Genomic DNA, 26,375 nt, shown 5'->3' with positions numbered 1-26,375 from the left:
GCCGCAGGCTCACAACGGCCCGCGCTCCCACGGGCCGGTGATCGCCAGCGTGATACCCGGGGTCTGGATATTGACGAACAGGGTGCGCGCCAGCGGATCCCAGCAGGCGCCGCAGAACTCGGTATCGCGGTAGTCGCCCTCGGCAATGGTCTTGCCGGCATCGGCGATCTGCTGCGAGGTGAGCTGCACATTGTTCTTGGCCAGATAGAACGATTCGCCGCCGCGGGTCAGCCCGAGCAGCCGCGCGCCGGGGCCGTATTCGTCCGGGCTTTCGCCGCCGTCTTCGCACAGCACCACGCCGCCGCGCGCGCTGACGGTGACGTTGTCCGGGTTGTGCGCGGCCAGCTGATTGCCGCTGACGAACAGGGCGCTCAGGCGCTGGGTGAACAGGTCCAGCACCCATACCGCGCCATTGCCGTAACCGCGCCGGCCCTGCGCATCCACGCCGGTGCTGGTGTCGACGATGAAGAGCTTGCCGTAGCTGTACCAGATGCCTTCGCCACGGCTCATGCGCAGCGCGCCGTCTGCCCAGGCCTGCGCAAACGGCCCGCTCAGGGTGTCGTTGGCGCCGATGTCGGCAAAGCCGGCCGGCGCGGCGATGCTGTCCAGATCCGGCTCTTCGATGTCCACCCATTCCAGCTGGAACTGCTGGCCGATGCTGGCGACGGTGAGATCGGCATTGCGCCGCCCGCGCACGCGTGCGGCCTGCAGCCGGCCACCGTTTTCCAGCGAGCCATTGCGCCCACGGCGGTCGTTGGGGATGAAGCGGTACAGGCCGGCCTTGTTGCGGTCGTCCTCGGTGAGATAGACGATGCCGGTACGCGGATCGATGGCCACCGCCTCGTGGCTGAAGCGGCCCAGCCCGAGCAGCGGCCGGCCGGTGGTGCGCTGGCTGTCCGGGTCCACTTCGAACACATAGCCGTGCTTGCGGCCGGTGCTGGATACCGCGTTGGTCTTGATCTCCTCGCAGCTCAGCCAGGTGCCCCACGGGGTCGGGCCGCCGGCGCAGTTGACCAGGGTGCCACCCAGGCTGGGCTCCAGGCTGCCCCAGCCGCGGCGGCCGTAACTCAGCGTGGTGGTGCCGCCGCCGGCGGATTGGGTGCCGCTGACGATGCCGGTGTCGTACATCGCCGGCGCGCGGAACGGCGTGGTCGCACCGCGTTCGTGGTTGCGGATCAGCACGTATTCCAGGCCGCGCAACGGGTCGCTGCCCGGACGCCAGTCGGGCCGACGCAGGCCGACCACGGCCATGCCGTCATGGCGGTCGGGGCAGGGCTGGCCATCGTCCATGCGGTCGCCGCTCCAGCCGAACGAGCGGTAGCTGAAACCGCGCGGCAGCTGCAGCAGCGGCAGTCCGGTGCTCTGGTCGGCGACCGGCGCGAGCGGGCCGTACCGGCTGGGCACCGGGGCAAGTTGCAGCGGCGGCGAGGAACTGTTGGCGGCCTGGGCCTGGCGCGACTGCAGCGCACTCAAACTGCCTAGCGCACCGGCGGCCATCACGGCAGCGCTGCCCTTGAGCACCTGGCGGCGGGCGGGATCGAAAATCGGCATCGAACGACTCCTGCGGGCTGGGTAGTGCGTCGACCCTAGAAGCCCGCTGTAACCGCACCATGACACCGCTGTGATCGCCCCGGTTCCGATGCCCAGGCTGTGACGCGGATATCATGTGGTCATGAAATGCCGACTTATCGCTACCGGCGAGCGCGCACCGGCCTGGGTGGCGCAGGGCTTTGCCGAATATCAGAAACGTCTCTCGCACTGGATGCCGCTGGAGCTGGTCGAGATCGAACCCGGCCTGCGTGGCAAGGGTCGCGATGCACAACGCGCCATCGACGACGAAGGCCGCCGTGTGCTCGCCGCGCTGCCCAAGAACGCCTACGTGGTTGCGCTGGATATCCCGGGCCGCCCGCTCAGTTCGGAACAGCTGGCCCAGCGCATGGAGCACTGGCGCGGGCAGGGCCGCGATCTGGCGTTCCTGATCGGCGGCCCCGAAGGCCACGCCGCCGAGGTGCTGAAAACCGCCAGCGAAAGCTGGTCGATCGGCCCGCTGACCCTGCCGCACATGCTGGTGCGCCTGATCGTCGCCGAGCAGCTGTACCGTGCTGCGGCGATGCTGGCCAATCACCCGTACCACCGCGCCTAAGCGGCATCGCGACGGCAGTATGCCGCGCGTCGCCGCTGCGCTTTCGAGATGGATGTGCGGGCGAGTAGCCGGACGCATCCTCAACCCGATCCGCGAGACCGCACGTCATCGCGTGCACGCAAGGCGCGATGCATGCTGCGCATGCAACAGCTGAAACCGTGGCCTTGCAGCAGCCGGCTGCGCAACGCCAGACCATGCGGCGACCGGGCATCCGGGTCGCCGCAGGTGATGACGCATCAGTTCAACGAAAAACTCACCGGCACCAGGCCGTAGGCCTGCACGGCCTGGCCGTTCTGCATCGCCGGCTGAAAGCGCCAGTTGCGTAGAACCTGGCTACGTGCCGCCAGATCGAGCGCGCGATGACCGCTGCTGGTCTGCACGCTCACCTCGGCCGGGCGCCCATCGGTGCCGACCAACACGCGCAGCAGCACCGTGCCCTGCTGCCCGGCACGCAGTGCCGCCACCGGGTAACTCGGCGCCGGTGAACTCAGATACTGCAACTGGCCTGCCTCGACCGGGCCGTTGGGTGCGGCAATCGCCGGCGCGCTGTCAGACACCGCCTCCGAGACCGCAGGTAAGGCGAACGTTGGGTTGTCGACCACCGCGGGCTCACTGATCACCGGGGTCTGCACCTGCACCGGTACCGTGGTCGGCGATGCATGCGTTGCCTTCGGCTTGAACTTCACCTCGATCGGAAACACCGGTGGCGGCGGCGTCTCGATGGTGATGGGCATGACCCAGCGTTCTTTCGGTGCGGGCTGCTGCGGAACCGCCCGGTACGAGAGCGGTATCAACAACAACCCGCCGGCGAGCAGATGCAAGGCCACCGCCGTGCTCATCGCCAGAACGCGCGAGGTGTCGATGCCGGTGGATCGGGAAGAAACCTGCGATTGCGTGCGAACCATCATCCACCTCCTCAACGGAACTGCGGAAAGGACCAGCGCGACCCGGACGCACTACACCATCCGGTAGCGTAGGTTTACCTCAGCGCGCGCGGCTGCACAAGCGCGGCGCGTGTCTGCGAAGGCGTTGCACATCGCGAAGGATGCCGGAGCGATTCCGCGACCATGTCGATATCGATCGCTGGCCGGCTTTTTAAGGCAAACGAAGAGGACTTCTAGGCAAACGCCCAGCCGGAGCTGGGCGTTTGCGGTAGAAAAGCCCAGCCCGTTATGGGCTGGGGAAACGACGCTGACGGGAGAGTGCGTCAGTAGTCGTACGACACCGAGAACATCGCGTAGCGCGGCTGGGTGAAGAACGCGCCCATGTTGTAGGTGTTGGACAGGGTGAACGGGCTGTCTTCCCAGGTGGAATCGACCTGCAGCGGCTTGCGCTCGTTGAAGATGTTGAAGGCCTGCAGGGTCATGGCGAGCTTGTTGTCGGCGAACGCCGGGCGATAGGTCAGGCCCAGGTCGACGATCTTGGTCCACGGCAGCCGGCCGGCATCGCCCGGACGCGACGGCCGGCCGTTGCAGGTGTGGTAGGAGGAGCCATAGCCCACCGGGTCGCCGGCATCGGAATCTTCGCTGATGCCGTTGATGCTGACATACCCCAGGCAGGACTTCGGCGTGCCGGACAGCACGCGGATATTGCCTGCGATCAGCCATTCGGGCGCGATCTGGTAAGAGCCGTAGATCTTGATCTGATGGCGACGATCGTTGGCCAGGTAGCCACCCGAGTACCACATCAGCGCAGCGGCATCCCAGTCCTGGGTCTTGGAGACATCGGTCTGGCCGATATCGGATTTGATCTGGCCTTCGGTATTGCCGAAGTTGCGCGACCAGGTGTAATCGATACGGCCTTCCCACTTGCCGTCGAACGGATGCTGCAGGAACAGGTCCACTGCCAGATAGGTGCGCTTGGCTTCCTTGTCGAAGCCCCAATCCGAGGGCGACATCGACACCGAGGTGCGGCCGGACCCATCGAGGTTGGCCAGGCTGAAGGAGTTGGTTTCGCCGGGATTGAAGATGATGCAGCCGGGCACGTTGACGGTGCTCGGGTCGATACCCGATGCAGTCAATTTGGTGCGCATCCGGTCGGCATCGCAGACGTCGTCGATGGTGGCGCCGAGCGTGCGGTAGGTGGCCTTGGCACCGGTGACCCAACTCTCGCCCAGGGTCTTGTCGAAGCCGAGCATGAACTCGTCCTGGTACATCGACTTCAGGTCGGTGGCGGCGATGCCGGCGGCATCCGGTGCCTGACCGCATTCCAGATTGGAGGAGACGACGTTACCCGAACAGGAGAATCCGGCGGATGGATCGACCGCGACCGGCGTCAGCCCGGTCGGGCTGCCCTGCGCATCAATGCCGGTGTAGGTGAAGTATTCGCGCGTAAACGTGGACGGCGATGCGCCACGGATGGCCACGCTGTTAGGCAACGCCAGGTAGTAGCGACCGGCGTTGCCGTAGACCTTGAGCGAGGAGTCGCCGAACACGTCCCAGCTCAGCCCCAAGCGCGGCGCCCACTGATCGCCACTGGTCACGTAAGGCACGCCCGCGTCGTTGAAGTTGGTGAACTTGTCGTTGCGGATACCCAGCGTCAGCAGCATCTTGTCGTTGACCTGCCATTTGTCTTCAAGGAAGTAGGCCTTTTGCTCGACCGACATACTGGTCGCGGTATTGAACACGGAGCGATAGGCGTAGTAGCCATTGCCACCGGCCGGACCCACGCCCAGTGCAGCGCTGATGGGCGAGGTGGGGCGCGAAGAGCGTCCATAGATCCAGCGGAAGCCCGGGCCGGTGGTGATGACACCTTCGTTATTGGCGTTGAAATACATGTTGTCCACACCTGCAGTGAGGGTGTGACTGCCCAACACATATTCCAGGTCGATGCGCAGACCGCGCGTCTTGTTTTCACCATCGCGCGCCTGGCTGGAGGTCTGGTTGTTGCGGATCTCGCTGCCACCGGTGATGGCCGGGTCCTGCAGATTGGTGTTAGTCAGCAGCGGTGCGGTGCTGGGGTTGTTGCGGAAATCGGTCTGACGGCTCTTGCCGTAGGTGGCGCTCAAGGTGAGATCGTCGGTGATGTAGCTGGTGTACTTGCCGATGTAATAGCGGTCGTTGACCTTGACCGTATCGGCGAATGCGCCGTTGGCGTCGCCGTTGACGCCCTGGTATCCGTTGAAATCGCTGTAAGCACCGCCGTCGCGCGAATTATTCTTGACGCCGGTCAGTTCGAGGATGTTGCTGTCATTGATGTTCCAGTCGATCTTTGCGTAAACCTTCGGCTCATCGGTGCGGTAATTGTTGCGGCCGATCACCGGGTCGTCCCTGCGTGCGGTGGAAACGCCTTCGGTGCGTTCCTGCTCTGCGGCGACAAAGACGAACAGGCGGTCTTCGATCAGCGGGCCGCCGCCATAAACGCTATAGACCGTATTCCAAAAAGTGTCGTCCTTTCGGCTACGGTAAAGAGTGCCGGGCAGGCTGTCGTCGCTGTATTCATAGCCGGCAGGTGGGGCGGCATCCGGGTAGAAGACATTTTTGTAGTCGCTGGACAGCGACTTCGGACGCCATAGCACCTGTGCGCCGAAGTGCCACTCGTTGGTGCCGCGCTTGCCGACCTGGCTGAGTACGCCGCCTGCGGAGCGGCCATACCGGGCGCTGTAGCCCCCGGTATAGGTTTCCTGCTGGTCGATAGCGCCGAACGGCAAGGTGACACCACCGATGTTGGAAAGCGGGTTGGAGCTGAGATAGCCGTTAAGGTAATAGGCGTTTTCGGTCACGCCGGCGCCGCCGAAGGAAATCGCATTGCCGAAATAGCCGCTGCCCTGCACGGCCCCTGGCGACAGCAGTGCAATGGCTTCGCCAGAGCGCGCCAGCGGCAAACGCTGCAACTGTTCGGCAGTAATCACGGTGCGCGAGGCGGTGGCGGACACATCCACCGGCGAGATGTTCTTGCCGGTCACGGTGATCGTGCCCAGGGTGGCGGTGTCGCCCGCGGCACCGCCGCCGAAGGACACATCGGTGCCTGCGCCGACGCGCAGGGCGATGTTCTTGCGTGTCTCTACAGATTGTCCGTCGCGTTGCAAGGTGACCGTATAAGTGCCGACCGGAAGATTGCCGATCGCGTAGCGCCCGTTGGCATCGACGATCGCGGTTCGGGCAAAACCGGTATCGCTTTGTGCCGTGACGGTTGCACCGGCGGCAGCGGGTGCACTGCCGTAAATACCCGCAGTGGTGCTTTGTGCGGCGGCAGTGCCCGACGCCAGCACGCCGACGGCGCCGCTCAGCGCAAGCGCAAGCACGCTGATGCGGGCATAGCGCGCCCGCGATGCTGGGTGGAAGGTGCGCTTTGAAGCAACGTTGCCGGACATCGTCTCTCTCCAGAGGAGCGCCATCACGAATATGACGGTGCGCTGACAACCGATGCTAGAGAGCTGTAGAGGTTGCTTAAAGAACGTTTTCTCTAAATTTCATGTTTTTTTAAGCACAAATATACAAATTCGCCTATTCATGCTGGCCGGACGTGACTTTGGGCACTTGCAAGTCACCACGTTATAAGTTTTAAACGAAACTTGATTGCCGGTATGAAAGGCGATGAGGCACCACCTCGCGATGGGCTGCGGAAACGACACTGCCCTCCGAAGAGGGCAGTGAGCGGCGCGCGGCAGGATGAGATTTGCCTCTTCAGCGGCCCAACTCGAACGTCACGTCCAGGTTGATCGACAAGGTGCTCTCGCCCGGGGCGACCTGGGTGTCCATCTCGGCCTTGGCCGAGCGCATCGAGGCGGCCATCATCATCGGACGCACGCCGCCGCCGCTGCGGCCTTCGGAGATGCTGACGATGCGGCGCACCTTCAGGCCCAGCGACTTGGCATAGGTGTCGGCGCGGGCCTGGGCCTTTTTCAGCGCGGCCACGCGGGCCTCGTCGTAGGCCGGTTCGGGCTGGTCGACCGAGAAGCTGGGGCCGTTGATGTCGTTGGCGCCCTGGGCGACCAATGCATCCAGCACCTTGCCCAGGCGCGAGATGTCGCGGACCTTGAGGCTGACCGTGTTGCTGGCCTGGTAGCCGTTGATCTTGGGCGCTTCGTTTTCCTTGTAGGTGTACTGCGGGCTGAGGTTGATGCCGGTGGTCTGCACGTCCTTGTCGGCGATGCCGGCGGCCTTGATCGCGGCCATGACCTTGCTCATCTGTTCGGCGTTCTGGCGCATGGCGGCGTTGCCGTCGGCGGCCTGGGTGACCACGCCGGCCGACAGCGTGGCGATGTCCGGTATGCGCTTGGCCTCCGCTTCGGCCGACACGTTGAGCAGGGTGCCGTCGTTGGGAATGGTGTAGCTCGGAGCGGTCTGGGCGTGGGCGGTCATGGCGGTTCCGGCAGCGATGGACAGGGCCAGCAACAACGGTTTGAGGGTGGTACGCATGAGATCTCCTTGTCTGTAGGGGAAGCGTGTTGCCGGTTCGATGAACATGTTGTGAGTCGAACGCGACCACTGCCGCCCGGATCGGCAAGCGGGCGGGGAGGGGCAACAGGTATGCTGGACGGATGCTCTATCTCGCCTCCCGGTCGCCGCGCCGGCAAGAACTGCTGCAACGCTTGGATGTGCCTTTCCAGACCCTGCAACTGGACGTGCCCGAACTGCGCGCGCCTGACGAATCGCCTGCGCAATACGTGCAGCGCGTGGCGCTGGACAAGGCGCGTGCCGGCCTGGCGCAGGTGCAGGCCAGCGACCCCGATGCGATCGTGCTCGGCTCCGATACCGAGGTGGTGCTGGGCGAACGGGTATTCGGCAAGCCGGCCGATGCGGACGATGCGATCGCCATGCTGAGCCTGCTGTCCGGGCGTACCCACCAGGTGCTCACGGCCGTGGTTCTAGTCTGCGCGCAACGCGCCCCGGTGCAGACGCTGGTGGTGTCGGAGGTGACCTTCGCGCCACTCGATGCTGCGCAGATCGCCGCGTACGTTGCGTGCGGCGAGCCGATGGGCAAGGCCGGCGCGTATGCGATCCAAGGCCGCGCCGAACGTTTTATCAGCCATCTGGCCGGCAGCTATTCCGGCGTGATGGGATTGCCGCTGTTTCACACCTCGCAGTTGCTCACAGCCCTCGGAGCGCATTGATGTCGGAAGAGATCTTGGTCAACGTCACCCCGCGCGAAACCCGCGTCGCGGTGATCGAGAACGGCATGCTGCAGGAGCTGCATATCGAGCGCGGCTGGCGCCGGGGCGTGGTCGGCAATATCTACAAGGGCAAGGTGCAGCGGGTGATGCCGGGCATGCAGGCGGCATTTGTCGAGCTGGGCCTGGAGCGCGCCGCGTTCCTGCACGCCAACGACGTGGTGCGCCCGGCGCCGGCACCGGCCAGCGTGGTCGATACCGAAGAGACCCCGATCCCGCCGCCGCCGGCGGCTGCGGTGCCGATCGTGGAACTGCTGCGCGACGGCCAGGAGATCGTGGTGCAGGTGGTCAAGGACCCGATCGGCACCAAGGGCGCGCGGCTGACCACGCAGATCAGCATTCCTTCGCGCTACCTGGTGCTGCTGCCGCAATCCAAGATCGTCGGGGTGTCGGCGCGGATCGAGGACGAGGCCGAGCGGCTGCGCCTGAAGACCATCGTCAGCGAGGTCTCGGCCCAGCACGGCGGCTTTGGCTACATCATCCGCACCAACGCCGAAGGCCAGCCGGCCGAGGCGCTGGCCGAGGACATCGCCTACCTGTCGCGGGTCTGGAACGTGGTCGAGCGGCGCGGCCGCGAGGCGCCGCCGTGCAGCATCATCTACGAAGACCTGAGCCTGCCGTTGCGTGCGGTGCGCGATCTGATCCGCCGCGATGTGGAAAAGGTCAAGGTCGACTCCAACGAGACCTTCGTGCAGTTGCAGGCCTTCGTGGCCAAGTACATGCCGGTGCTGGCCGAGCGGCTGGAGCTGTATACCGGCGACCGGCCGATCTTCGACCTGTACGGGGTCGAGGACGAGATCGGGCGCGCGCTGAACAAGCAGGTGCCGCTCAAGTCCGGCGGCTACCTGGTGATCGACCAGACCGAGGCGATGACCACCATCGACGTCAACACCGGTTCGTTCGTCGGCCAGCGCAATCTCGAGGAGACCGTATTCCGCACCAACCTGGAGGCCGCGCAGGCGGTGGCGCGGCAGCTGCGGCTGCGCAATCTGGGCGGCATCATCATCATCGACTTCATCGACATGGACGATGCCGAGCACCGCCGCCAGGTGCTGCGCACGCTGGAGAAAGCGCTGGCGCGCGATCACGCCAAGACCACCGTGTACGAATTCTCGCCGTTGGGCCTGGTCGAGATGACCCGCAAGCGCACCGTCGAGAGCCTGGAGCGGCAGCTGTCGGAAACCTGCGGCCAGTGCAGCGGGCGCGGCACCATCAAGACCGCCGAAACGGTGACCTACGAGATCTTCCGCGAGATCACCCGCGCGGTGCGCCAGTTCGATGCGGCGCGGCTGCTGGTGATCGCCTCGTCGAAGGTGGTCGCCCGCATCACCGACGAAGAGTCGGCCGCGGTGGCCGAGCTGGAGGAATTCCTCGGCAAGAGCATCCGCTTCCAGTCCGACGACCAGTATCTGCAGGAGCAGTTCGATGTGGTGCTGCTGTGAGGCGGGGAATGGAGAGTCGGGAATCGGGAATGGGGGTGGAGCGAAAGGCGCTCTGCGGGGTGCCGGTGACATCTTTAGAATGGCGGCGCGCGCGGATGGATGATCGTGTGCGCGGCGCGGTTTGTGCTCCTGCGATTCCCTATTCCCTATTCACCATTCCCCGCCGTTAATGCCCACCGCGCTGCGCCGCCGTCTCCGTCTGTTTCGCCGCTATGCGATCACTGCCACCGCGCTTGCGCTGGTGGCGATCGCGTTGCTGGTGGGTGCGGCCAGCCAGGCGTTGCCGTTGGCCGAGCAGCGGCCGCAGCAGATCGCCGCGTGGCTGAGCGAGCGCGCCGGCCAGCCGATCGCGTTCGATCGCCTGCAGACCGAATGGACCCGGCGCGGGCCGTTGCTGCGGCTGGATGGCTTGCGGATCGGCCCGCATGGCGATGTACGCGTGGGCCAGGCCGAAATCCTGCTGGCGATGTACGCCGGCCTGTTGCCCGGCCATTCGCTGACCGAGGTGCGTCTGCGTGGCCTGGCGCTGACGCTGCAACGTAGCGACGATGGCGTCTGGTCGGTGCAGGGTCTGCCGGCCGGGCGGCGTTCGGACCCGCTGGAAGCGTTGCGCCGGCTCGGCGAGATCCAGGTGGCCGAGGCGCGCCTGCGCGTGGCCGCGCCGTCGATCGGCGTGGATACCACGCTGCCGCGCATCGACCTGCGCCTGCGCGTCAACGGCTCGACGGTGAAGGTCGGCAGCCGCGCCTGGATCGACCTGCAGCGCGCACCGTTGACCACGGTGATCGCGTTCGATCGCGACAGCGGCGACGGCAGCGCCTATGCACAAGCCGACCCGGCCGATCTGGCCGCCTGGGCGGCGTTGCTGCAGTTCGGCGGCATGCGCGTGGACGGCGGCGGCGGACGCCTGCAGGCCTGGGCGCAGTTGCGCGCGCGCCGGATCACTGCAGTCACCGTGGATGCCGATCTGCAGCAACTGCGATTGTCCGGCGCGGCATTGCCCGAGCAGACCGCACGCCGCACGCTGGTGTGGGAGCGGCTGCAGGCGCGCGCGCGCTGGCAGACCATCGACGGCGGCTGGCGCATGGATGCGCCGCTGCTGCGCTTGGGCCAGGCGGCCAGGCTGCAGCGGCTGGACGGGCTGAGCGTTGCCGGCGGGCGCCGTTATGCGGTGGTGGGCAACCACCTCGATGTCTCGGGCCTGATCGCGGCGGCCGCCTTGAGCGAGCAACTGTCGCCTGGCCTGCGGCGCTGGCTGAGCCTGTCACGGCCGCAGTTGCGCCTGGCCGATCTGCAGATCGCCGGCGAGCAGGGCGGAGCGGTGCGCGCGCAGGGCCGGATCGAGGAACTGGGCTTTCTGCCGGTGGGCAACGCGCCGGGCATCAGCGGTCTGCGCGGCCGGATCGATGGCGATGCGCAGGCAATCCAGCTCGACCCCGCAGCGGATGCCACGCTGCGCTTCGACTGGCCGACCGGTTTCGGGGTGGTGCACGAGTTGCAGCTGGCCGGCAGCATCGTGGGCTGGCGCGACGGCGCCGGCTGGCAGGTCGCCACGCCGGCGTTGCGCGTGCAGGCCAAGGACTATGGCGCCAGCGTGCGCGGCGGGCTGTGGTTCCAGAACGATGGCAGCCGCCCGCGCATCCAGTTGGCCACGCAACTGGACGATGTCGCCCTGCCGGTGGCGCGCAAGTTCTGGATCCGCTCCAAGATGAGCAAGGCGGCCATCGACTGGCTGGACACGGCGGTTGCCGGTGGCGTGATCACCGGCGGCACCGGCCTGGTCAGCGGCGACCTGGACGACTGGCCGTTCGACAACAACGACGGCCGGTTCGAGGCGTTCGGCCAGATCCGCGACGGCGTGATCCCGTTCAATCCGGACTGGCCGGCGATGGAGCAGGTGCAGGCCGATCTGCGCTTCATCGGCAACGGATTTTCCCTGCAGGGCAAGGGCGAGCTGGCCGGCGCGCCGATCGCGTCGCTGGAGTCGGGCATTCCCAGCTTCGCCACCTCCGAGCTGTACGTGCGCGCCTCCACCCGGGCCGATGCCGCGCAGTTGCTGGGCATGCTGCGCAAGAGCCCGCTGGAGCAGCGCTATGGCGACACCTTGCGCAACCTCACGGTGTCCGGCCCGGCAGCGGTGAGCTTCGACCTGCTGCGTCCCCTGCGCACCGGCGGTGTGGGCGGCCATCTGCAAGGCACGGTCGCGCTGCAGGGCGCCAGGCTGGGCGATGCACGCTGGAACCTGGCCTTCGACCAGGTCAGCGGACAGGCCGAGTACCGCGACAGCGGCTTTGCCGCCGAGCGCCTGAGCGTCCAGCACCAGGGCCGCAGCGGTGAGTTGTCGTTGCGTGCCGGCGGCTTCGTGCAGGACCCCAAGCAGGCCTTCGAGGCGCGCTTCGGCGCGACCCTGGATGCGAAAGAGCTGTTCGACCGCGCGCCGCAGATGGAATGGTTGCGCCCGTACGTGCATGGCAGCGCACCGTGGCAGGTGGGCGTGGACGTGCCGCTGACCTCGCCGGGGCAGGCCGACGCGAAGGCGTTGCTGACACTGCGCTCGCAGCTGGTCGGCACCACCCTGGATCTGCCCGCACCCTTGGACAAGGCGGCCACGCAGCCATTGGACACGCAGGTCAGGGTGGCTTTGCCGGTGGGCGATGGCGACATCGACGTGGCCTTCGGCAAGCTGGTTGCGCTCAAGGCCAGCAGCCAGGGCAACCAGACCGGCGTGCGCGTGGTCATGGGTACCGACACGGTCACCGAGCGGCCGCCCGCCAACGGCCTGGTGGTCACCGGCCGCACTGCCTCGCTGGATGCGATCGACTGGATCAGCCTGGCGCGCGGCAGCAGCGAGCCGGACATGCCGCCACTGCCGGGCCAGCCGGCAGCACCGAAGCAGGACGCCGTGCCATTGCAGCAGGTGGATGTGCAGGCCGACCGGTTGCTGATGATCGGCGGCGTGTTCCCGCAGACGCGCCTGCGCCTGCGGCCGTCCCGCGACGCGGTGGCGGTGACCCTGGACGGCCCGTCGCTGGCCGGCCAGCTCAGCGTGCCCAATGCCGATGGCGCCGCCGTGCAGGGCAAGCTGAGCACGGTGCACTGGCAGCCGGTGGCCGCACCGGCCGAGCCGGCCGTGCCCGAGCCGGGCGATCCGCTGGCCGGTGCCTTGCCGGAACCGGCGCGCCGCGCGGTGGCCGAGTTCGACCCGGTCTCGATCCCGCCGCTGTCGCTGGATATCGACGACCTGCAGGTCGGCAAGATGACCCTGGGCGCGGCCACCCTGCGCAGCAGCCGGCTGACCGACGGCATGCAGGTGGACCAGCTGCAACTGCGCTCCAACGACCAGAACATCGGCCTGACCGGCGCCTGGCGCGGCAAGGGCGACTCCGCCAGCACCCGGCTGTCGGCACGGGTGGACAGCCGCAATCTCGGCAACCTGCTGCAGAACCTCACCCTGGGCGGCCAGCTGCGCGGCGGCGAAGGCCAGCTGGAACTCAATGCCGGCTGGCAGGGCTCGCCGACCGGGTTTGCGCTCGGTTCGCTGGATGGCGACCTCAAGATCGACGTGCGCAACGGCCAGCTGCTGGAAGTGGACCCCGGTGCCGGTCGCGTGCTCGGCCTGCTCAGCGTGGCGCAGTTGCCGCGCCGGCTGATGTTCGACTTCCGCGATTTCTTCTCCAAGGGGCTGGCCTTCAACAAGCTGGACGGCCAGGTGCGCTTCGGCGAGGGCTTCGCGCGCACCGATGCAATCCGCATCGAAGGCCCGGCCGCCGACATCGCCATCCGGGGGCAGACCGACCTGCGTGCGCAGACCTTCGACCAGACCGTGGACGTGAACCCCAAGGCCGGCAATCTGCTCACCGTGGTTGGCGCGGTGGCCGGCGGCCCGGTCGGGGCGGCGGTAGGCGCGGCCGCCAATGCGGTGCTCGGCAAACCGCTGGGGGCGATCGGCGCCAAGACCTATCACGTCACCGGGCCGTGGAAGGATCCGCAGGTGGACGTGGTGGAGCGCGAAGTGCGCGAGCGGGCGCCCGGCAAGCCGCCGGCAGAAGGCGCGCCCACGGCAACGCCAGGCACGCCCGGTCGGTCGCCACGCTGACGCATCCGGTTGCCGGCGCACTGGCGTGTGCTGGTGCTGAGTTGTCGCGGGCGCTCAGGCATTGCGGTAAGTCGATCGAATGCGGCACGCGCGCTAGCGGGCACGTCCGGTGCGCCGATGCAGCGATGCACTCAGTCCAGCGGACCGTCGCCGTCGCTGTCGGCGCGCGCGAACATCGGCAGACGCAGGCGCGAACGGTGGCCCTGCACCGGCGCCTGATCGGCACCGGCGACGCCACGGAAATAGCCGCGTTGCCACTTCTCGCGCGCGGCGGCCGACTGTGCATCCGGCAGTTCCTGCAGAAACTGCGTGCGGCTGCGCGTCCAGTCGGCATGCTGTTGCGCCAGTTGCGGCGCCTCGGACAAGGGCTTCCACTGCGGCTGCACCTGTTCGATCAGCTGGCGCGGCAGCGGGAACAGATGGCAGAACGGCTCGCCGGCCTCGAAGCGCACCTGCCCGGGCCGGGTGAACTTCCAGTTCATGGTGAAGGTGTACGGGCTCCAGTCGGTTTCGACCATGCCGCTCAGCGCGCCGATACCGTCCTTGGGCCGGTTCAATGGCCCGGTGACGAACAGATCCATGCCGGCATCGGTGCGAAACAGGCAGGGCACGTGGAAGGTCAGCACGCCGTAGCCGAAGTGGCTGAGCGCCGGTGACGCGGCGCCGGCATCGGCGCTGATCTGGATCGCATCCAGGCTGTCGCGCCCGTCCCAGCTGGCCTCGAATCCGGCCTGGCACAGCAGCTCCCAGCCATGCGCATTGGCGATCGCCAGCGGCAGGCAGCGGTAGGCATAGCGCTGGTCGGTGGCGTCCATCCAGTCGCGCTCGTGCGGGGCGGGGCGGATGTCCAGCGTATGGCCATCCAGGACGTGGGCAGTGAGCTTCATGCGCGGGCGTCGGCGTGGCGATGGGCCCGCGATGATAGCCGTGCCGCATGTTCAGCCGAACGACTTGTCTCCCCGGCGCGCGGGCCCCATCCTGACTGCATGACCGATAACGCTCTCACTCTGGCCGAAACCCGGCTGCTGCTTCCTTCCGGCCTGGACACCGGCCATCTCGACCGCACCTTCGGCGCCCTGCTGGGTCCGGGCATCGACTTCGGCGACCTGTATTTCCAGCATTCGCGCCGCGAGAGCTGGAGCGTGGAAGACGGCATCGTCAAGGACGGTGCGCATTCCATCGAACAAGGCGTGGGCGTGCGCGCGATTGCCGGCGAGAAGACCGGCTTCGCCTATTCCGACGACATCCAGCGCGATGCCCTGCTGGAGGCGGCGCAGTCCGCGCGCGCAATCTCGCGCGAAGGCGGTGCGCAATCCACCCGCTCGCTGGTGCGCGGCAACGGCCGTGCGCTGTACCCGGCCACCGACCCGATCGACGACATGGACAGCGCGACCAAGGTCGATCTGCTGCGCCGTATCGACCAGTACGTGCGCGCTGCCGACCCGCGCGTCAAGCAGGTGATGGTGAGCCTGTCCGGCGGTGTGGACACGGTACTGATCGCGCGCAGCGACGGCGTGCTCGCCGCCGACGTGCGCCCGCTGGTGCGCCTGAACGTGCAGGTGATCGTCGAGCAGGGCGGGCGGCGCGAGTCCGGTTACTCCGGCGGCGGTGGCCGTTACGGCTATGCCGAACTGTTCGCCGATGGCCGCCCGGAGGGCTTTGCCCGCGAAGCGCTGCGTCAGGCGCTGGTCAACCTGGATGCCATTCCGGCACCGGCCGGCGTGATGCCGGTGGTGCTCGGCCCGGGCTGGCCCGGCGTGCTGCTGCACGAGGCGGTGGGGCATGGCCTGGAAGGCGATTTCAACCGCAAGGGCACCAGCGTCTACGCCGGCCGCATCGGCGAGCGCGTGGCCTCGCCGGGCGTGACCATCGTCGATGACGGCACCCTGGATGGCCGCCGCGGCTCGCTCAATATCGACGACGAGGGCACGTCCACCCAGTGCACCACGCTGATCGAAGATGGCGTGCTGGTCGGCTACATGCAGGACACCCACAACGCGCGCCTGATGGGCGTGGCGCCGACCGGCAACGGCCGGCGTGAATCGTTCGCGCACCTGACCATGCCGCGTATGACCAACACCTACATGCGCGCCGGCGAGCACGATCCGCAGGAAATGATCCGCTCGGTGAAAAAGGGCATTTACGCGGTCAACTTCGGCGGCGGCCAGGTCGACATCACCAGTGGCAAGTACGTGTTCTCGGCCACCGAGGCCTACCTGATCGAAGACGGCAAGGTCACCGCGCCGGTCAAGGGCGCCACGCTGATCGGCAACGGCCCGGAGACCATGCAGAAGGTGCGCATGATCGGCAACGACCTGGCGCTGGACGAAGGCGTGGGCGTGTGCGGCAAGGACGGGCAGAGCGTGCCGGTCGGCGTCGGTCAGCCGTCGCTGCTGATCGACGGCATTACCGTTGGTGGAACGCAGGCCTGAGATGCGGGGATTCGGGAATCGGGATTCGGGATTCGCAACAGCAGGAAGCGCCGGGCGTGGCGGATTTCGCTTGGGCGGATCCGGGAGCCGGGATCTGGGATTGGCAACGGCCGGGATGGCCGTTGCGGGGCTGGATGGATCGGGCGGAGCCTTATTCGTCGGCGTCCGACGCCGATTCGTCGTCTTCCAATCCCGAATCCCCACTCTCCAATCCCTGCTCCTGAGACAGCTCGCGCAGCACCTGGAACAGCTCGCGGTAGGCGCGCGGCGGTTTGTTCTTGGCCCGCTCGTGGATGGCATTGCGCACCAGCTGGCGCAGTTGTTGACGGTCGGCGGCCGGGTAGGTTTCCAGCAGTTCGGCCAGCGCCACGTCGCCTTCGGCGAGCAGGCGTTCGCGCCAGCGCTCGACGCGGTGGATCGCGGCCACTTCGCGGCGCGCGGTGTCGCTGTTGGCATCCAGCGCATCGCGGATTGTGGCCAGCGTTTCGTCGTCCTCGCGGCGCATGTGCTTGGCCAGAAACGCCAGCTGGCGCTTGTGCGCGATATGCGAGGTGATGCGCTTGCTCTCCTCGATATGCGGGATCAGCGATTCGGGCACCGGCAACTTGGCCAGCTGCGCCGGAGTGAGCGCCACCAGCTTTTCGCCCAGGTCGAAGATTTCCAGCGCCTCGCGCCGCTGCTGGCTGCGGCTGGCGCCGCGGAATTCACCGGTGTCTTCGTCGCGTCCGCGCATTGCCATCCATCCGAAACAAGAAGTTATTCATCATTGAGACTAGGATAAAGCATTGAACGCACTCTCCTCCGAAACACGTGTCCAGGACGACAGCCTGCAGCGCCTGGATGCGCTCACCGACATCGCGCAGCGCCTGCTCGAGCGCGCCCGTGCCGCCGGCGCCACCCAGGCCGAAGTGAGCTGCAGCGAAGAGCGCGGCCTGGACGTCAACGTGCGCCTGGGCGATGTGGAGACGGTGGAATCCACCCGCGACCGCGGCATTGCGGTCACCGTGTACTTCGGCAAGCGCAAGGGCAGCGCCAGCACCGCCGATCTGCAGGATTCCAGCCTGGAATCGACCGTTGCCCAGGCCTGCGCGATCGCCCGTTACACCGAGGACGATGTCGCTGCCGGCCTGGCCGATCCGGAACTGATGGCGCGTGACTTCCCCGAGCTGGACAGCTGGCACCCGTGGGCACTGGACGCCGACACCGCGGTGGACCTGGCGCTGGCCTGCGAGAGCGCCGGGCGCGATGCCGATGCGCGGATCAGCAACTCCGACGGCGCCTCGGCCAGCACCGGGCTCAGCCTGTCGGTCTACGCCAACTCGCATGGTTTCATCGGCCGCGAGCGCGGCACCCACCATTCGATCAGCTGCGCGCTGATCGCCGGCCAGGGCGACGGCATGCAGCGCGATGGCTGGTACAGCAGCGCGCTGGCGCGCGAAGACCTGGAGGCGCCGGAAGCGATCGGCCGCCATGCCGCCGAACGCACCCTGGCGCGGCTGCAGCCACGCTCGCTGCCGACCGGTCAGTTGCCGGTGCTGTTCGCGCCGGAAGTGGCGCGCTCGCTGGTCGGGCATCTGCTCGGCGCGGTCTCCGGCGGCGCGCTGTATCGCCGCGCCAGCTTCCTGCTCGATAGTGTCGGCAGCAAATTGTTTCCGGACTGGTTCAACATCGAAGAACTGCCGCACCTGCGCCGCGGCCTGCGCTCGGCCGTCTTCGATGGCGAAGGCGTGGCGACGCGGCGTTCGGCATTGATCAGTGACGGCGTGCTGCAGCGCTATGTGCTGGGCAGCTACTCGGCGCGCAAGCTGGGCCTGCAGACCACCGCCAACGCCGGCGGCGTGCACAACCTGCAGGTCACCGCCAACGCCGGCGACCTGGCTTCGCTGGTTGCCGGCATGTCGCGCGGCCTGCTGGTCACCGAGCTGATGGGCAACGGCGTCAATCCGGTGACCGGCGATTATTCGCGCGGCGCCGGGGGCTTCTGGATCGAGAACGGCGTGATCGCCTATCCGGTCGACGGCCTGACCATCGCCGGCAATCTGCGCGAGATGTTCGCCGGCATCGAGGCGGTCGGCAGCGATGTCGATCCGCGCTCGCACGTCAAGATCGGCTCGGTGCTGGTCAACCGCATGACGGTGGCAGGCGATAGCTGACCGTGATTGAGCAGGGCTGCTGCGCCAACTGCCCAACTACACAGCGTCCGGCGCGCGTGGGTCTTGCCGCTCTGCCTGGCGGCAGTCGCCGTGCAGAGCCGAGACAATGTCTTCCCGCACTGGTGGCTGGCTGAATCGTTGTTATAGTCCGCCGCACCACAACCATGCATGGGGAGACATGATGAGCGAATTCGAGTCACACGCCGTACCGCCGCCGCCGCCGATCGGGACCAGCACACCGTCGGAGGAGCGCACCCTGGCGCTGGCCGCGCACTTGCTCGGTATCCTGACGTCCTTCATCGGCGCGCTGGTGATCTGGCTGATCAGCAAGGACGCCAGCCCGTCCAAGCCGTTCGCCACCGATCAGGCCAAGGAGGCGTTGAACTTCCAGATCACCGTGATCATTGCCTACGTGGCTGCGGTGATCCTGACCATCGTGTCGTTCGGCATCCTGTTCTTCGTGCCGACGCTGGTGTGGATCGCCAACCTGGTGCTGTGCATCCTGGCCGCGGTCAAGGCCAACAACGGCGAACACTACCGTTATCCGTTCACGCTGCGCCTGATCAAGTAATCCGGCGCGGTGGAAATGACAAAGGCCCGGCAGCGATGCCGGGCCTTTGTCGTTTCAGACGATGACGCGATCAGTTCTGCGCCGGGGTGTTCTCGGCGAAGTACTCGTGGCTGTCGGCATTGGTGATCGCCTGGGCCGGGTTGCTGATCGCCAGGCTGCGCGCGCCGGACTGGCCGTAGACACGGTCCTGGGTGCCGGCGACGACCGTGAAGTGGCTGGTCTCGTGCACCAGCGTGCCAGCCTTGGAGTCGGTGCCGGTTGTCGATGCACTCCAGAACGCATTGCAGACATGGATCTCGTACGGCTGGTTCGGATAGACGTAGGCGAAGGCGTCCGCCAGATCCGCTTCGCAGCTGCAGTTGATCGTCAGCTGGCCGTTGTTCTGGTCCAGCGCGTTGTCGATGTTGACGAAGTTCGAGCTGACCCGGCTGTAGCGCGAGGCGTTGTAGGCGCCGAACCAGGTGGTGTAGCGCGCACCGGTGCTGCCGGCATTGAGGTAGTTGCGCGCGTTCTGCGAGTAAGTACGCGCGGCAGTGACGGCACTGGCGGCCTGATTGGTGCGGGTGGTGCTGCAGTTGAGGTAGTTGATGCCATTAACCACAGCGGTCGGACCGATTGCGAGCTGGCGCTGCACGCCGCGCCGTGCGCCGTCCAGCCAGACCGTGAGCGGGGTGCTGGTGGCGACGGCCGGCAGGCCGTTGGCCGCCTTCATCAGGCTGCCGTCGGACAGCGATGCGTATTGCAGCGACGAGCGCACCTGGATGGTGTAGTTGCCGCTGGTGGACAGGTCATAGGCACCGGCCAGATCGACCTCGCCCTTGACGCTCTGGCCCGGCTTGAGGATGGTGAAGTCGGCCGCCTTGGGCAGGCCGCGCTTGACCAGGCGTCCGGTGTAGGTCACCGGCACACCATCGCGGCTCACTTCCAGGATGCCGTTGTCCAGCGTCTGCAGCGGCAGCTGATAGGTCGGCACGCGGGCGATCTGGCTGCCGTTGTTGGTGACGGTCACCGCGATCTTGCCCTGGTGTCGCCCGGCCTGATCGGCGACCGGCGCCAGTTCGATGGTCAACGGGACCGGGCCGCGCACGGACTGCGCCTGCGCCGAACCGAGCACGCCAACAACGGCCAGCGTGCCTGCTGCAAACGATGCGAGAAAAACGTTCTTCACCAGTGACTCTCCATGTGGTCGGGGGATGTCCGCGGACGCGGGCAGGTCAACCTAGGCAGAGCGAGCAGACGCAACAAGAGAACCGATTGATGTGGTTTTTGGCCTGCCGGTAGTCAGGCAATGACAAATGCGGACACCGATGGCGACAATTCAGCCTGGAAGTGTGAATTAGTCCGCACTTTATTGCCGTCCTGCCGAAGTTTTCATGTGAAAAATGTATGGAAGGAGAAGTTACGTTCTGTGACGCAGCGCAGCGCTTGCAGGGCGGTGTGCTGCAGCCGCACCGTGCGCTGGCGCACGGTATGCGCAAAGGCCGGTGCGAGCGCCTGATCTCTGCGGGCTGCTGAAGTCGAACGCGCTGCCGTAGTCGCCGTGCGTGGTGGCGTTGAAGCCGGTTGCGCGGCCGCTCGCCCTGCGCATCGGCGGAGCCTGTGCATGTTCGCCAGGCATCGGCGCACGAGGCGCCCGGCGCGCCTGTGCGGCAGCTCAGACGAACGCGGAGCGCTAGTGCGCGCGGTCCACCGCAAACCGGCCCAGCGTCGCCAGCGTGTCGCCGGGCGCACCGTAGGGCTGCAGGATGTCGTGCATGCGGGTGGCCAGTTCGGCCAGCTTGGCCTTGGCGCCGTCCATTCCGAGCAGGGCCGGATAGGTGGACTTGGCTTGCGCGGCGTCCTTGCCGGCGGTCTTGCCCAGCTGCGCCGAGCTCGATTCCACATCCAGGATGTCGTCGCGGACCTGGAACGCCAGGCCCAGCGCATCGGCAAACGCATCCAGGCGTTGCTGGTCGTCGGCTGCGGCAGCGCCTGTGAGTGCGCCCATGCGCACCGCGGCGCGGATCAGCGCGCCGGTCTTGAGGGCATGCATGCGCTCGAGATCGCGCAGCGATTGCAACTGGCCGGTGGCATCGATATCCAGCGCCTGGCCGCCGCACATGCCGGCAGCGCCTGCGGCGGTGGCCAGACTCTGCAGCCAGCCGACCCGCAGCTCCGCGCTGACCGGGGCCGCAGCCAGCAGCTCGAAGGCGCGCGTCTGCAGCGCGTCGCCGGCCAGGATCGCCGTGGCTTCGTCGAAGGCGATGTGCACGGTGGGCTGGCCGCGGCGCAAGGCGTCGTCGTCCATTGCCGGCAAGTCGTCGTGCACCAGCGAATAGGCGTGGATCAGCTCCACCGCCACCGCGGGCATGTCCAGGCGGTCCTCGTCGGCGCCGAACAGTGCGCCGGTCGCATACACCAGCAGCGGGCGCATGCGCTTGCCGCCGCCCAGCACCGCGTGTCGCATCGCGGCGTGCAGTCGCTGCGGTGCCAGGGTGGTGCTGGGCAGACTGGCCTCCAGGCTGCGTTCGGTGCGGCCGATCCAGTGCTCGAACAACGCCGAACTCACCTCAGCCGCCGTCCTGCGATGGCGTCTGGAAGTCTTCGGCCAGATCGGGGCGCGCGGGATCGGTCAGCATGCGCACGCGCAGTTCGGCCTGTTCCAGTGCCTGCTGGCAGTCGCGGTACAGGCCGATGCCGCGCTCGTAGGCGGTGAGCGACTGCTCCAGGCTCTGGTCGCCGACTTCCATCTTCTGCACCAGTTGCTCGAGTTCTTCCAGCGACTGTTCGAAGCGGGCGACCGGGGATGTTTCGTTCAAGGATTTTTTGACCATCGTCAAAGTGTGCGGCGCGCAGGCAGGCGGGTCAATTCGCAGTGGCGTGGTCGCGCCATCGTAAGGATGCGCCATGCGCGCTTAGCCAGTCGCTCAATGCCGCCGAGACGATGCAGTCGCCGGCTGCAAGCACCTGGCCGTCGGCCCACAGGACCGGCAGGCGCGCGCGTTGCCAGGGCGGTAGATCCAGCGCCTGCAGCAGGTGCTTGAGCCGATGCGAATGCGCGCGCTGTGGCAGCACGATGCGTTCGCCACCCTGGCGTGCGCGCACCAGCAGCGGTTGCGCGAAGCGCAGGCCGGGTGCGCCGTGCAACTGCAGTTGCGCGCCATCCGGCAGTGGCAGCGGGGTCGTGCCATCCCAGCAGGCCTGCCATGACGCCGGCCACGCGCTGTGTGGACGCAGCAGGTACAGGCACTGGCGCCAGCGGCGTACCTGCACCTGTTGCCAGGCAAAGCAGGCCTGCCGATCCGGCGCGTCGTCGTCGACTTCCTGCTCCAGGGCGGCAACGCCGTGCGCAGGCAGCGGTGGTGCCTGCGCTGCCGCCACCCAGGCGCGCAGCAGCCGCGGCCGACGTGTTGCCGGCTGCGCACGCAAGGCCTGCAGATCCAGTGCGCCGGCGACGGTCAGCAGGTCGGGCAGCAGCGCGGTGTCCTCCTGCAACAGCAGGTCGCTGGCTTCGGCGCTCAGCTGCGCGCTGCGCGCCAGTGCCTCGGCGGCCTGCGGCCAGCGCTGCTGCAATACGGGCATCAGCTGGGTACGCAGGAAGTTGCGGTCGTGGCGGGCGTCGGCGTTGCTGGGATCTTCGATCCAGTGCAGGCAATGTGCCTGCGCATACGCCAGCACCTCGGCGCGCGCATGCGCCAGCAGGGGGCGCCACAGCATGCCGGCGGCGAAGGGACGCTGCGCGCGCATCGCCGCCAAGCCGTCCGGGCCGGAAGCGCGCAATGCGCGCAGCAGGAAGGTTTCGGCCTGATCGTCGCGATGGTGCGCCAGCGCCAGCCATTCGCCGGGCGCCAGTGCCGCGGCAAACGCGGCATGGCGTGCATGGCGTGCCGCCGCTTCCAGCCCCAGGCCGCTGTCGCGCGCGACCTGCACGTGCGCAATTTGCAGGGGAACTTGCAAGGCATCGCACTGGCGCTGGCAATGCGATGCCCAGGCGTCGGCATCGGCATGCAGGCCGTGATGCACATGCACCGCACGCAGCCCCGTGTCGCGACAACGCGGCGTCGCTGCCAGCAGGTGCAGCAAGACGCTCGAATCCACGCCGCCGCTGTAGGCGACCAGCACCGGGCCGGGCGGCGCCGCGGGTGGCAGCAATCCGGTCATCGATGCAGATGGCGTGCTGCGACGCTGCATCCGCACGCCGGCGGCGGGGCATGCCGCGCCGCCACCGTCCGCGCTGCGCGCAGCCTGCCCATCAGCGTTTGGCCGCAGTCTCGAACGTGGCCGACTGCGGCAACTCCACCGGCACGCCGGTGCTGTCGCAGGTACCGGCCTTGCACAGGCGCTCGCGCAGGCGCGGGGTGGCCTGCACGATGACGTGGTAGATCACGTTTTCTTCCAGCGTGCCGCGGAAGGCTGCGCTGCCCGGGCCAGTGGCCCAGATGCCGACGTCTTCGCCGCCATGGCTTTCGGACTTGGTCGGCACCAGCGATTCCTGCATGTAGCTGGGCGCCTCGGTGTCGACATGGGTCAGGTCCGGGCGGCCGGCGGCCGGCTCGCTGTTGCTGGGTTCGTGCGGGTACTTCTTGGGGCCGGCCGGCTGCGCGTTGCTGGCGCCGGTGTAGCCGGGGCCGTTGGCGTAGCTCAGCGTGGTGTAGGGCTGGCCGGCCAGGTCGGTGGCCAGCTGGCTGCGGTCGCCTTCTTCGCCGCCGGTGCCGCGCACCTTGCCCAGGATCGGGTTGCCACGCACCGGGTAGCCGACGAAGTTGAGCGTATGCGAATGGTCGGCGGTGACGATGATCAGCGTGTCCGGCGGCGCGGTCTGCACGGCGGTGCGTACTGCATCGGACAGCGAGACGGTTTCGTCGAGCGCGCGGTAGGCATTGCCGGCGTGGTTGGCGTGATCGATGCGGCCGCCTTCGACCATCAGCACGAAGCCGTTCGGGTCGCGCGACAGCGACTGGATCGCGGTACGGGTCATCTCGGTCAGGCTGGGCTCGCCCTGCGCGGTGCGATTGCGGTCGTGGTCGAACTGCATGTGATCCGGCTCGAACAGGCCAAGCAATGCGGGCGCGCCGGCGGCCGCCTGCAACTGTTGTTCGTTCCAGACGTAGGCGCCCTGCGGGTGCGCCTGCTTCCACTCGGCGACCAGATCGCGGCCGTCCAGGCGCAGGCCGACCTTGTCGTCGTATTCCGGATCGCGTTCCTGCACGGTCTGGAACTGGCTGCGTCCGCCGCCCAGCACCACCTGCGGGCCACGCCCGAAGCGCGCGCTGGACAGCAGTTGCTGGGCGATGTCCTGGCAGCCGGCAGTGCGGGCGGACTCGGGCAGGTCGGTATCGTTTTCCCAGTTGCGGTCCGGCGAATGCGCATAGGTCGCCGCCGGGGTAGCGTGGGTGAGGCGGGTGGTGGTGACGATGCCGGTGGCCATGCCGGCGCTGTCGGCCAACTGCAGCCAGCTCAGCAGGCCCTTGCCCAGGCTGTCGGCGCAGTCGCTGCGGTTGCCGCTGCTGACGCCGATCGCGCCCATATGCGTTTTCACCCCGGTGGTGATCGCGGTCATGGTGCCGGCCGAATCCGGCGTCTGCGAATCGGTGTTGTAGGTCTTGCTGAAGGCGGTGGCCGGAAATTGTTCCCAGGACAGCAGGTTCTCCTCGCCCGGCCCGCCCTTGCGCTGGCCATCCAGAATGCGCGCGGCGGCCACCGTGGTCAGGCTCATGCCATCGCCCAGGAACAGGATCACGTTGCGCGCGCGCCCGGCCATGGCGCCGTTACCGGCTGCGCGCGCGGCACCCGAGCGGTACCACCATTGCGGCGTCTCGCCGGCGGGATGCGTCACCTGCGGCACCTCCACGCGCACGGCGGCGGGCGCAGATGCGCTGGTGCCGGCGCTGGACGCGCAGGCGGCGACACACACGGTGGTCAGGGCGGCGAGGGCAGGCAGGCGGTAACGCATCGGCATCGAACTCGTGACTGAATCAGCGCGCATTATGCCGGGATGCCTGGTGTCACACAGATGACACGCCGCTGTTCCAGTCGTGGCCTCGCGGGCGACGCGGGCCTGGGCTATGGTGCATGCACTCTCCCCCCGGATGATTCGACGCATGACATTGGTCTCGGCCTGGTTGCGCATTCCGTTCTGGCAACGCGTGGTGGCCGGCTTCGTGCTCGGCGCAATCGCCGGCGCTGCCATGGGCCCGGCCGCCGATGTGTGGTTCGGCCCGCTCGGCGATCTGTACGTCACCCTGATCAAGATGATCGCGATCCCGCTGGTGTTCTTTGCGGTGATCAATGCGATCTCCTCGCTGCACGGGCAAAAATCCGTCGCCGCGCTCGGTGGGCGTACCTTCCTGTGGTTCGTCATCACCGCCGCACTGGCGGTGGGCGTGGGCCTGGCAGTGGGCACGTTGATGCAACCCGGCGCCGGCCATTTCAGCCTGAGCGTGGATTCGGCCTGGAAACCGCGCGATGTGCCCAGCCCGATCAAGGTGCTGCTGGACGTGGTGCCCTCCAACCCGTTCTACGCACTGACCGGCATCGGCACCAAGACCAATGCGGCCGGCGAAACGGTGCTGGCGGCCGGGCGCGGATCGATCCTGCCGGTGATCTTCTTCGCCGCGCTGCTGGGCTTTGCGATGGTCAAGCTCGGCGAGCGCGTGGCCGAGGCACGCAAGCTCACCGCGCAGTTGAGCGACATCATGATCCAGGTCACCCGCTTCGTGCTGGAGATGACCCCGCTCGGCACCTTCGGGCTGATTGCTGGCCTGGTGGGGAGCTACGGCTTCAAAAAACTGTTGCCGTTCGGCAGTTTCGTGCTTGCGCTATATGTGGCCTGCGCCCTGCATATCCTGGTGGTCTACAGCAGCCTGTTGCTGGCGCACGGGCTCAACCCGTGGAAGTTCTTCCGTGGTGCGGCGCCTGGCATGCAGGTGGCCTTCGTCAGTTCGTCGAGCTTTGCCGCGATGCCGGTGGCGATGCGTTCGATTACGCACAATCTGGGAGTCAGCAAGGACTACGCCGCGTTCGCGGTGCCGCTGGGCGCCAGCATCAAGATGGACGGCTGCGGCGCGATCTATCCAGCCCTGTGCGCGGTCTTCATCGCGCAATACACCGGCGTGCCGCTGACCGCCAACCAGTACTTCGTGGTGTTGATCGCCTCGGTGCTGGGCAGCTTCGGCACCGCCGGCGTGCCCGGCACCGCGGTGATCATGGCCACGGTGGTGTTGAGCGCGGCCAATCTGCCGCTGGAAGTGATCGGCTACCTGTACGCGATCGACCGCATTCTCGACATGATGCGCACCATGACCAACGTGACCGGGCAGATGCTGGTGCCGGTGCTGGTGGCCAAGGAAACCGGCCTGCTCGACAAGGCGGTCTATGAGTCGGCCTCGACCAACGTGGGCCTGGAAGATCCGCTGACCGATCGCGCGCCGACGCAGCGCTGACTGCC

General features: G+C 67.3%; 19 protein-coding genes. 8 read left to right on the top strand and 11 right to left on the bottom strand.

Annotated features, from left to right (window positions below; all coding sequences use genetic code 11):
- Positions 1-9 precede the first annotated feature (9 nt).
- On the bottom strand, positions 10-1,551 hold the full coding sequence (locus AC06DU_RS13565; protein WP_054591527.1) for an alkaline phosphatase PhoX: 1,542 nt from the start codon (positions 1,549-1,551) through the stop codon (positions 10-12).
- 121 nt (positions 1,552-1,672) lie between these two features.
- Between AC06DU_RS13565 and rlmH the strand changes: the two genes are divergently transcribed.
- The gene (gene rlmH / locus AC06DU_RS13560; protein WP_016903756.1) at positions 1,673-2,143 is read left to right on the top strand and encodes a 23S rRNA (pseudouridine(1915)-N(3))-methyltransferase RlmH; all 471 of its coding nucleotides are present in this window, start codon (positions 1,673-1,675) and stop codon (positions 2,141-2,143) included.
- A 236-nt stretch (positions 2,144-2,379) separates the two neighbouring features.
- Here the strand turns inward: rlmH and AC06DU_RS13555 are convergent, their stop codons facing one another.
- From AC06DU_RS13555 to AC06DU_RS13545, 3 genes are all read right to left on the bottom strand, one after another.
- Complete coding sequence (locus tag AC06DU_RS13555) at positions 2,380-3,051, bottom strand: energy transducer TonB (RefSeq protein WP_478202630.1); 672 nt, start codon at positions 3,049-3,051, stop codon at positions 2,380-2,382.
- A 299-nt stretch (positions 3,052-3,350) separates the two neighbouring features.
- The gene (locus tag AC06DU_RS13550; protein WP_478202629.1) at positions 3,351-6,455 is read right to left on the bottom strand and encodes a TonB-dependent receptor domain-containing protein; all 3,105 of its coding nucleotides are present in this window, start codon (positions 6,453-6,455) and stop codon (positions 3,351-3,353) included.
- 313 nt (positions 6,456-6,768) lie between these two features.
- Positions 6,769-7,503 (bottom strand): SIMPL domain-containing protein, encoded by a 735-nt coding sequence (locus AC06DU_RS13545; RefSeq protein WP_065049755.1) that lies wholly within the window; start codon positions 7,501-7,503, stop codon positions 6,769-6,771.
- A 122-nt stretch (positions 7,504-7,625) separates the two neighbouring features.
- Between AC06DU_RS13545 and AC06DU_RS13540 the strand changes: the two genes are divergently transcribed.
- The 3 genes from AC06DU_RS13540 (at position 7,626) to AC06DU_RS13530 (ending at position 13,793) form a co-directional block, all read left to right on the top strand.
- On the top strand, positions 7,626-8,198 hold the full coding sequence (locus AC06DU_RS13540; RefSeq protein WP_054591523.1) for a Maf-like protein: 573 nt from the start codon (positions 7,626-7,628) through the stop codon (positions 8,196-8,198).
- Entirely contained in the window at positions 8,198-9,697 is a 1,500-nt protein-coding gene (gene rng / locus AC06DU_RS13535; protein WP_016903751.1) for a ribonuclease G, read from the top strand. Before AC06DU_RS13540 ends, rng begins: the two co-directional genes overlap by 1 nt.
- Before the next feature lie 169 nt (positions 9,698-9,866).
- A complete protein-coding gene (locus AC06DU_RS13530) occupies positions 9,867-13,793 on the top strand; it encodes a YhdP family protein (protein ID WP_478202628.1) in 3,927 nt (1,308 codons plus the stop codon).
- Positions 13,794-13,924: 131 nt separating this feature from the next.
- Here AC06DU_RS13530 and AC06DU_RS13525 read toward each other — a convergent pair whose 3' ends face one another.
- A complete protein-coding gene (locus AC06DU_RS13525; protein ID WP_104590040.1) occupies positions 13,925-14,680 on the bottom strand; it encodes a DUF6065 family protein in 756 nt (251 codons plus the stop codon).
- A gap of 99 nt (positions 14,681-14,779) precedes the next feature.
- Between AC06DU_RS13525 and tldD the strand changes: the two genes are divergently transcribed.
- Positions 14,780-16,225 (top strand): metalloprotease TldD, encoded by a 1,446-nt coding sequence (tldD, locus tag AC06DU_RS13520; RefSeq protein ID WP_102253810.1) that lies wholly within the window; start codon positions 14,780-14,782, stop codon positions 16,223-16,225.
- 151 nt (positions 16,226-16,376) lie between these two features.
- Here tldD and yjgA read toward each other — a convergent pair whose 3' ends face one another.
- Complete coding sequence (gene yjgA / locus AC06DU_RS13515) at positions 16,377-16,958, bottom strand: ribosome biogenesis factor YjgA (RefSeq protein ID WP_478202627.1); 582 nt, start codon at positions 16,956-16,958, stop codon at positions 16,377-16,379.
- Positions 16,959-17,010: 52 nt separating this feature from the next.
- Between yjgA and pmbA the strand changes: the two genes are divergently transcribed.
- Positions 17,011-18,378, top strand: a complete 1,368-nt coding sequence (gene pmbA / locus AC06DU_RS13510) for a metalloprotease PmbA (RefSeq protein ID WP_478202626.1) — start codon at positions 17,011-17,013, stop codon at positions 18,376-18,378.
- A 106-nt stretch (positions 18,379-18,484) separates the two neighbouring features.
- Positions 18,485-18,949: a DUF4870 domain-containing protein gene (locus AC06DU_RS13505; RefSeq protein WP_024940779.1), complete on the top strand. Its 465-nt coding sequence runs from the start codon at positions 18,485-18,487 to the stop codon at positions 18,947-18,949.
- Between the two features lie 70 nt (positions 18,950-19,019).
- Here AC06DU_RS13505 and AC06DU_RS13500 read toward each other — a convergent pair whose 3' ends face one another.
- The 5 genes from AC06DU_RS13500 to AC06DU_RS13480 all read right to left on the bottom strand — a co-directional run bounded on the left by AC06DU_RS13500 (position 19,020) and on the right by AC06DU_RS13480 (position 24,887).
- On the bottom strand, positions 19,020-20,117 hold the full coding sequence (locus tag AC06DU_RS13500; RefSeq protein ID WP_478202625.1) for a M35 family metalloendopeptidase: 1,098 nt from the start codon (positions 20,115-20,117) through the stop codon (positions 19,020-19,022).
- A gap of 504 nt (positions 20,118-20,621) precedes the next feature.
- On the bottom strand, positions 20,622-21,497 hold the full coding sequence (locus AC06DU_RS13495; RefSeq protein ID WP_478202624.1) for a polyprenyl synthetase family protein: 876 nt from the start codon (positions 21,495-21,497) through the stop codon (positions 20,622-20,624).
- A gap of 1 nt (position 21,498) precedes the next feature.
- Positions 21,499-21,762 (bottom strand): exodeoxyribonuclease VII small subunit, encoded by a 264-nt coding sequence (locus AC06DU_RS13490; protein ID WP_478202623.1) that lies wholly within the window; start codon positions 21,760-21,762, stop codon positions 21,499-21,501.
- A gap of 31 nt (positions 21,763-21,793) precedes the next feature.
- Entirely contained in the window at positions 21,794-23,089 is a 1,296-nt protein-coding gene (gene tilS / locus AC06DU_RS13485; RefSeq protein ID WP_478202622.1) for a tRNA lysidine(34) synthetase TilS, read from the bottom strand.
- A gap of 91 nt (positions 23,090-23,180) precedes the next feature.
- Positions 23,181-24,887 (bottom strand): alkaline phosphatase, encoded by a 1,707-nt coding sequence (locus tag AC06DU_RS13480; RefSeq protein WP_102251699.1) that lies wholly within the window; start codon positions 24,885-24,887, stop codon positions 23,181-23,183.
- Positions 24,888-25,029: 142 nt separating this feature from the next.
- On the opposite strand from AC06DU_RS13480, the gene AC06DU_RS13475 reads away from it, so the two are divergent.
- Positions 25,030-26,370, top strand: a complete 1,341-nt coding sequence (locus AC06DU_RS13475; protein WP_046343426.1) for a dicarboxylate/amino acid:cation symporter — start codon at positions 25,030-25,032, stop codon at positions 26,368-26,370.
- Positions 26,371-26,375: the final 5 nt, after the last annotated feature.

The sequence above is a fragment of the Xanthomonas sp. NCPPB 3200 genome, assembly GCF_056393585.1.
This window is presented reverse-complemented; position numbering and strand designations above follow the sequence as displayed.

Excerpts from the sequence above, each read along its gene's own strand:
- AC06DU_RS13550 (WP_478202629.1), bottom strand. The coding sequence starts at position 6,455 with ATGTCCGGCAACGTTGCTTCAAAGCGCACCTTCCACCCAGCATCGCGG.
- rlmH (WP_016903756.1), top strand. The coding sequence starts at position 1,673 with ATGAAATGCCGACTTATCGCTACCGGCGAGCGCGCACCGGCCTGGGTG.
- AC06DU_RS13565 (WP_054591527.1), bottom strand. The coding sequence starts at position 1,551 with ATGCCGATTTTCGATCCCGCCCGCCGCCAGGTGCTCAAGGGCAGCGCT.
- AC06DU_RS13545 (WP_065049755.1), bottom strand. The coding sequence starts at position 7,503 with ATGCGTACCACCCTCAAACCGTTGTTGCTGGCCCTGTCCATCGCTGCC.
- AC06DU_RS13490 (WP_478202623.1), bottom strand. The coding sequence starts at position 21,762 with ATGGTCAAAAAATCCTTGAACGAAACATCCCCGGTCGCCCGCTTCGAA.
- yjgA (WP_478202627.1), bottom strand. The coding sequence starts at position 16,958 with ATGCGCGGACGCGACGAAGACACCGGTGAATTCCGCGGCGCCAGCCGC.
- AC06DU_RS13525 (WP_104590040.1), bottom strand. The coding sequence starts at position 14,680 with ATGAAGCTCACTGCCCACGTCCTGGATGGCCATACGCTGGACATCCGC.
- AC06DU_RS13505 (WP_024940779.1), top strand. The coding sequence starts at position 18,485 with ATGTCTTCCCGCACTGGTGGCTGGCTGAATCGTTGTTATAGTCCGCCG.
- tldD (WP_102253810.1), top strand. The coding sequence starts at position 14,780 with ATGACCGATAACGCTCTCACTCTGGCCGAAACCCGGCTGCTGCTTCCT.
- AC06DU_RS13530 (WP_478202628.1), top strand. The coding sequence starts at position 9,867 with ATGCCCACCGCGCTGCGCCGCCGTCTCCGTCTGTTTCGCCGCTATGCG.
- rng (WP_016903751.1), top strand. The coding sequence starts at position 8,198 with ATGTCGGAAGAGATCTTGGTCAACGTCACCCCGCGCGAAACCCGCGTC.
- AC06DU_RS13480 (WP_102251699.1), bottom strand. The coding sequence starts at position 24,887 with ATGCCGATGCGTTACCGCCTGCCTGCCCTCGCCGCCCTGACCACCGTG.
- AC06DU_RS13555 (WP_478202630.1), bottom strand. The coding sequence starts at position 3,051 with ATGATGGTTCGCACGCAATCGCAGGTTTCTTCCCGATCCACCGGCATC.
- AC06DU_RS13475 (WP_046343426.1), top strand. The coding sequence starts at position 25,030 with ATGACATTGGTCTCGGCCTGGTTGCGCATTCCGTTCTGGCAACGCGTG.
- tilS (WP_478202622.1), bottom strand. The coding sequence starts at position 23,089 with ATGACCGGATTGCTGCCACCCGCGGCGCCGCCCGGCCCGGTGCTGGTC.
- AC06DU_RS13540 (WP_054591523.1), top strand. The coding sequence starts at position 7,626 with ATGCTCTATCTCGCCTCCCGGTCGCCGCGCCGGCAAGAACTGCTGCAA.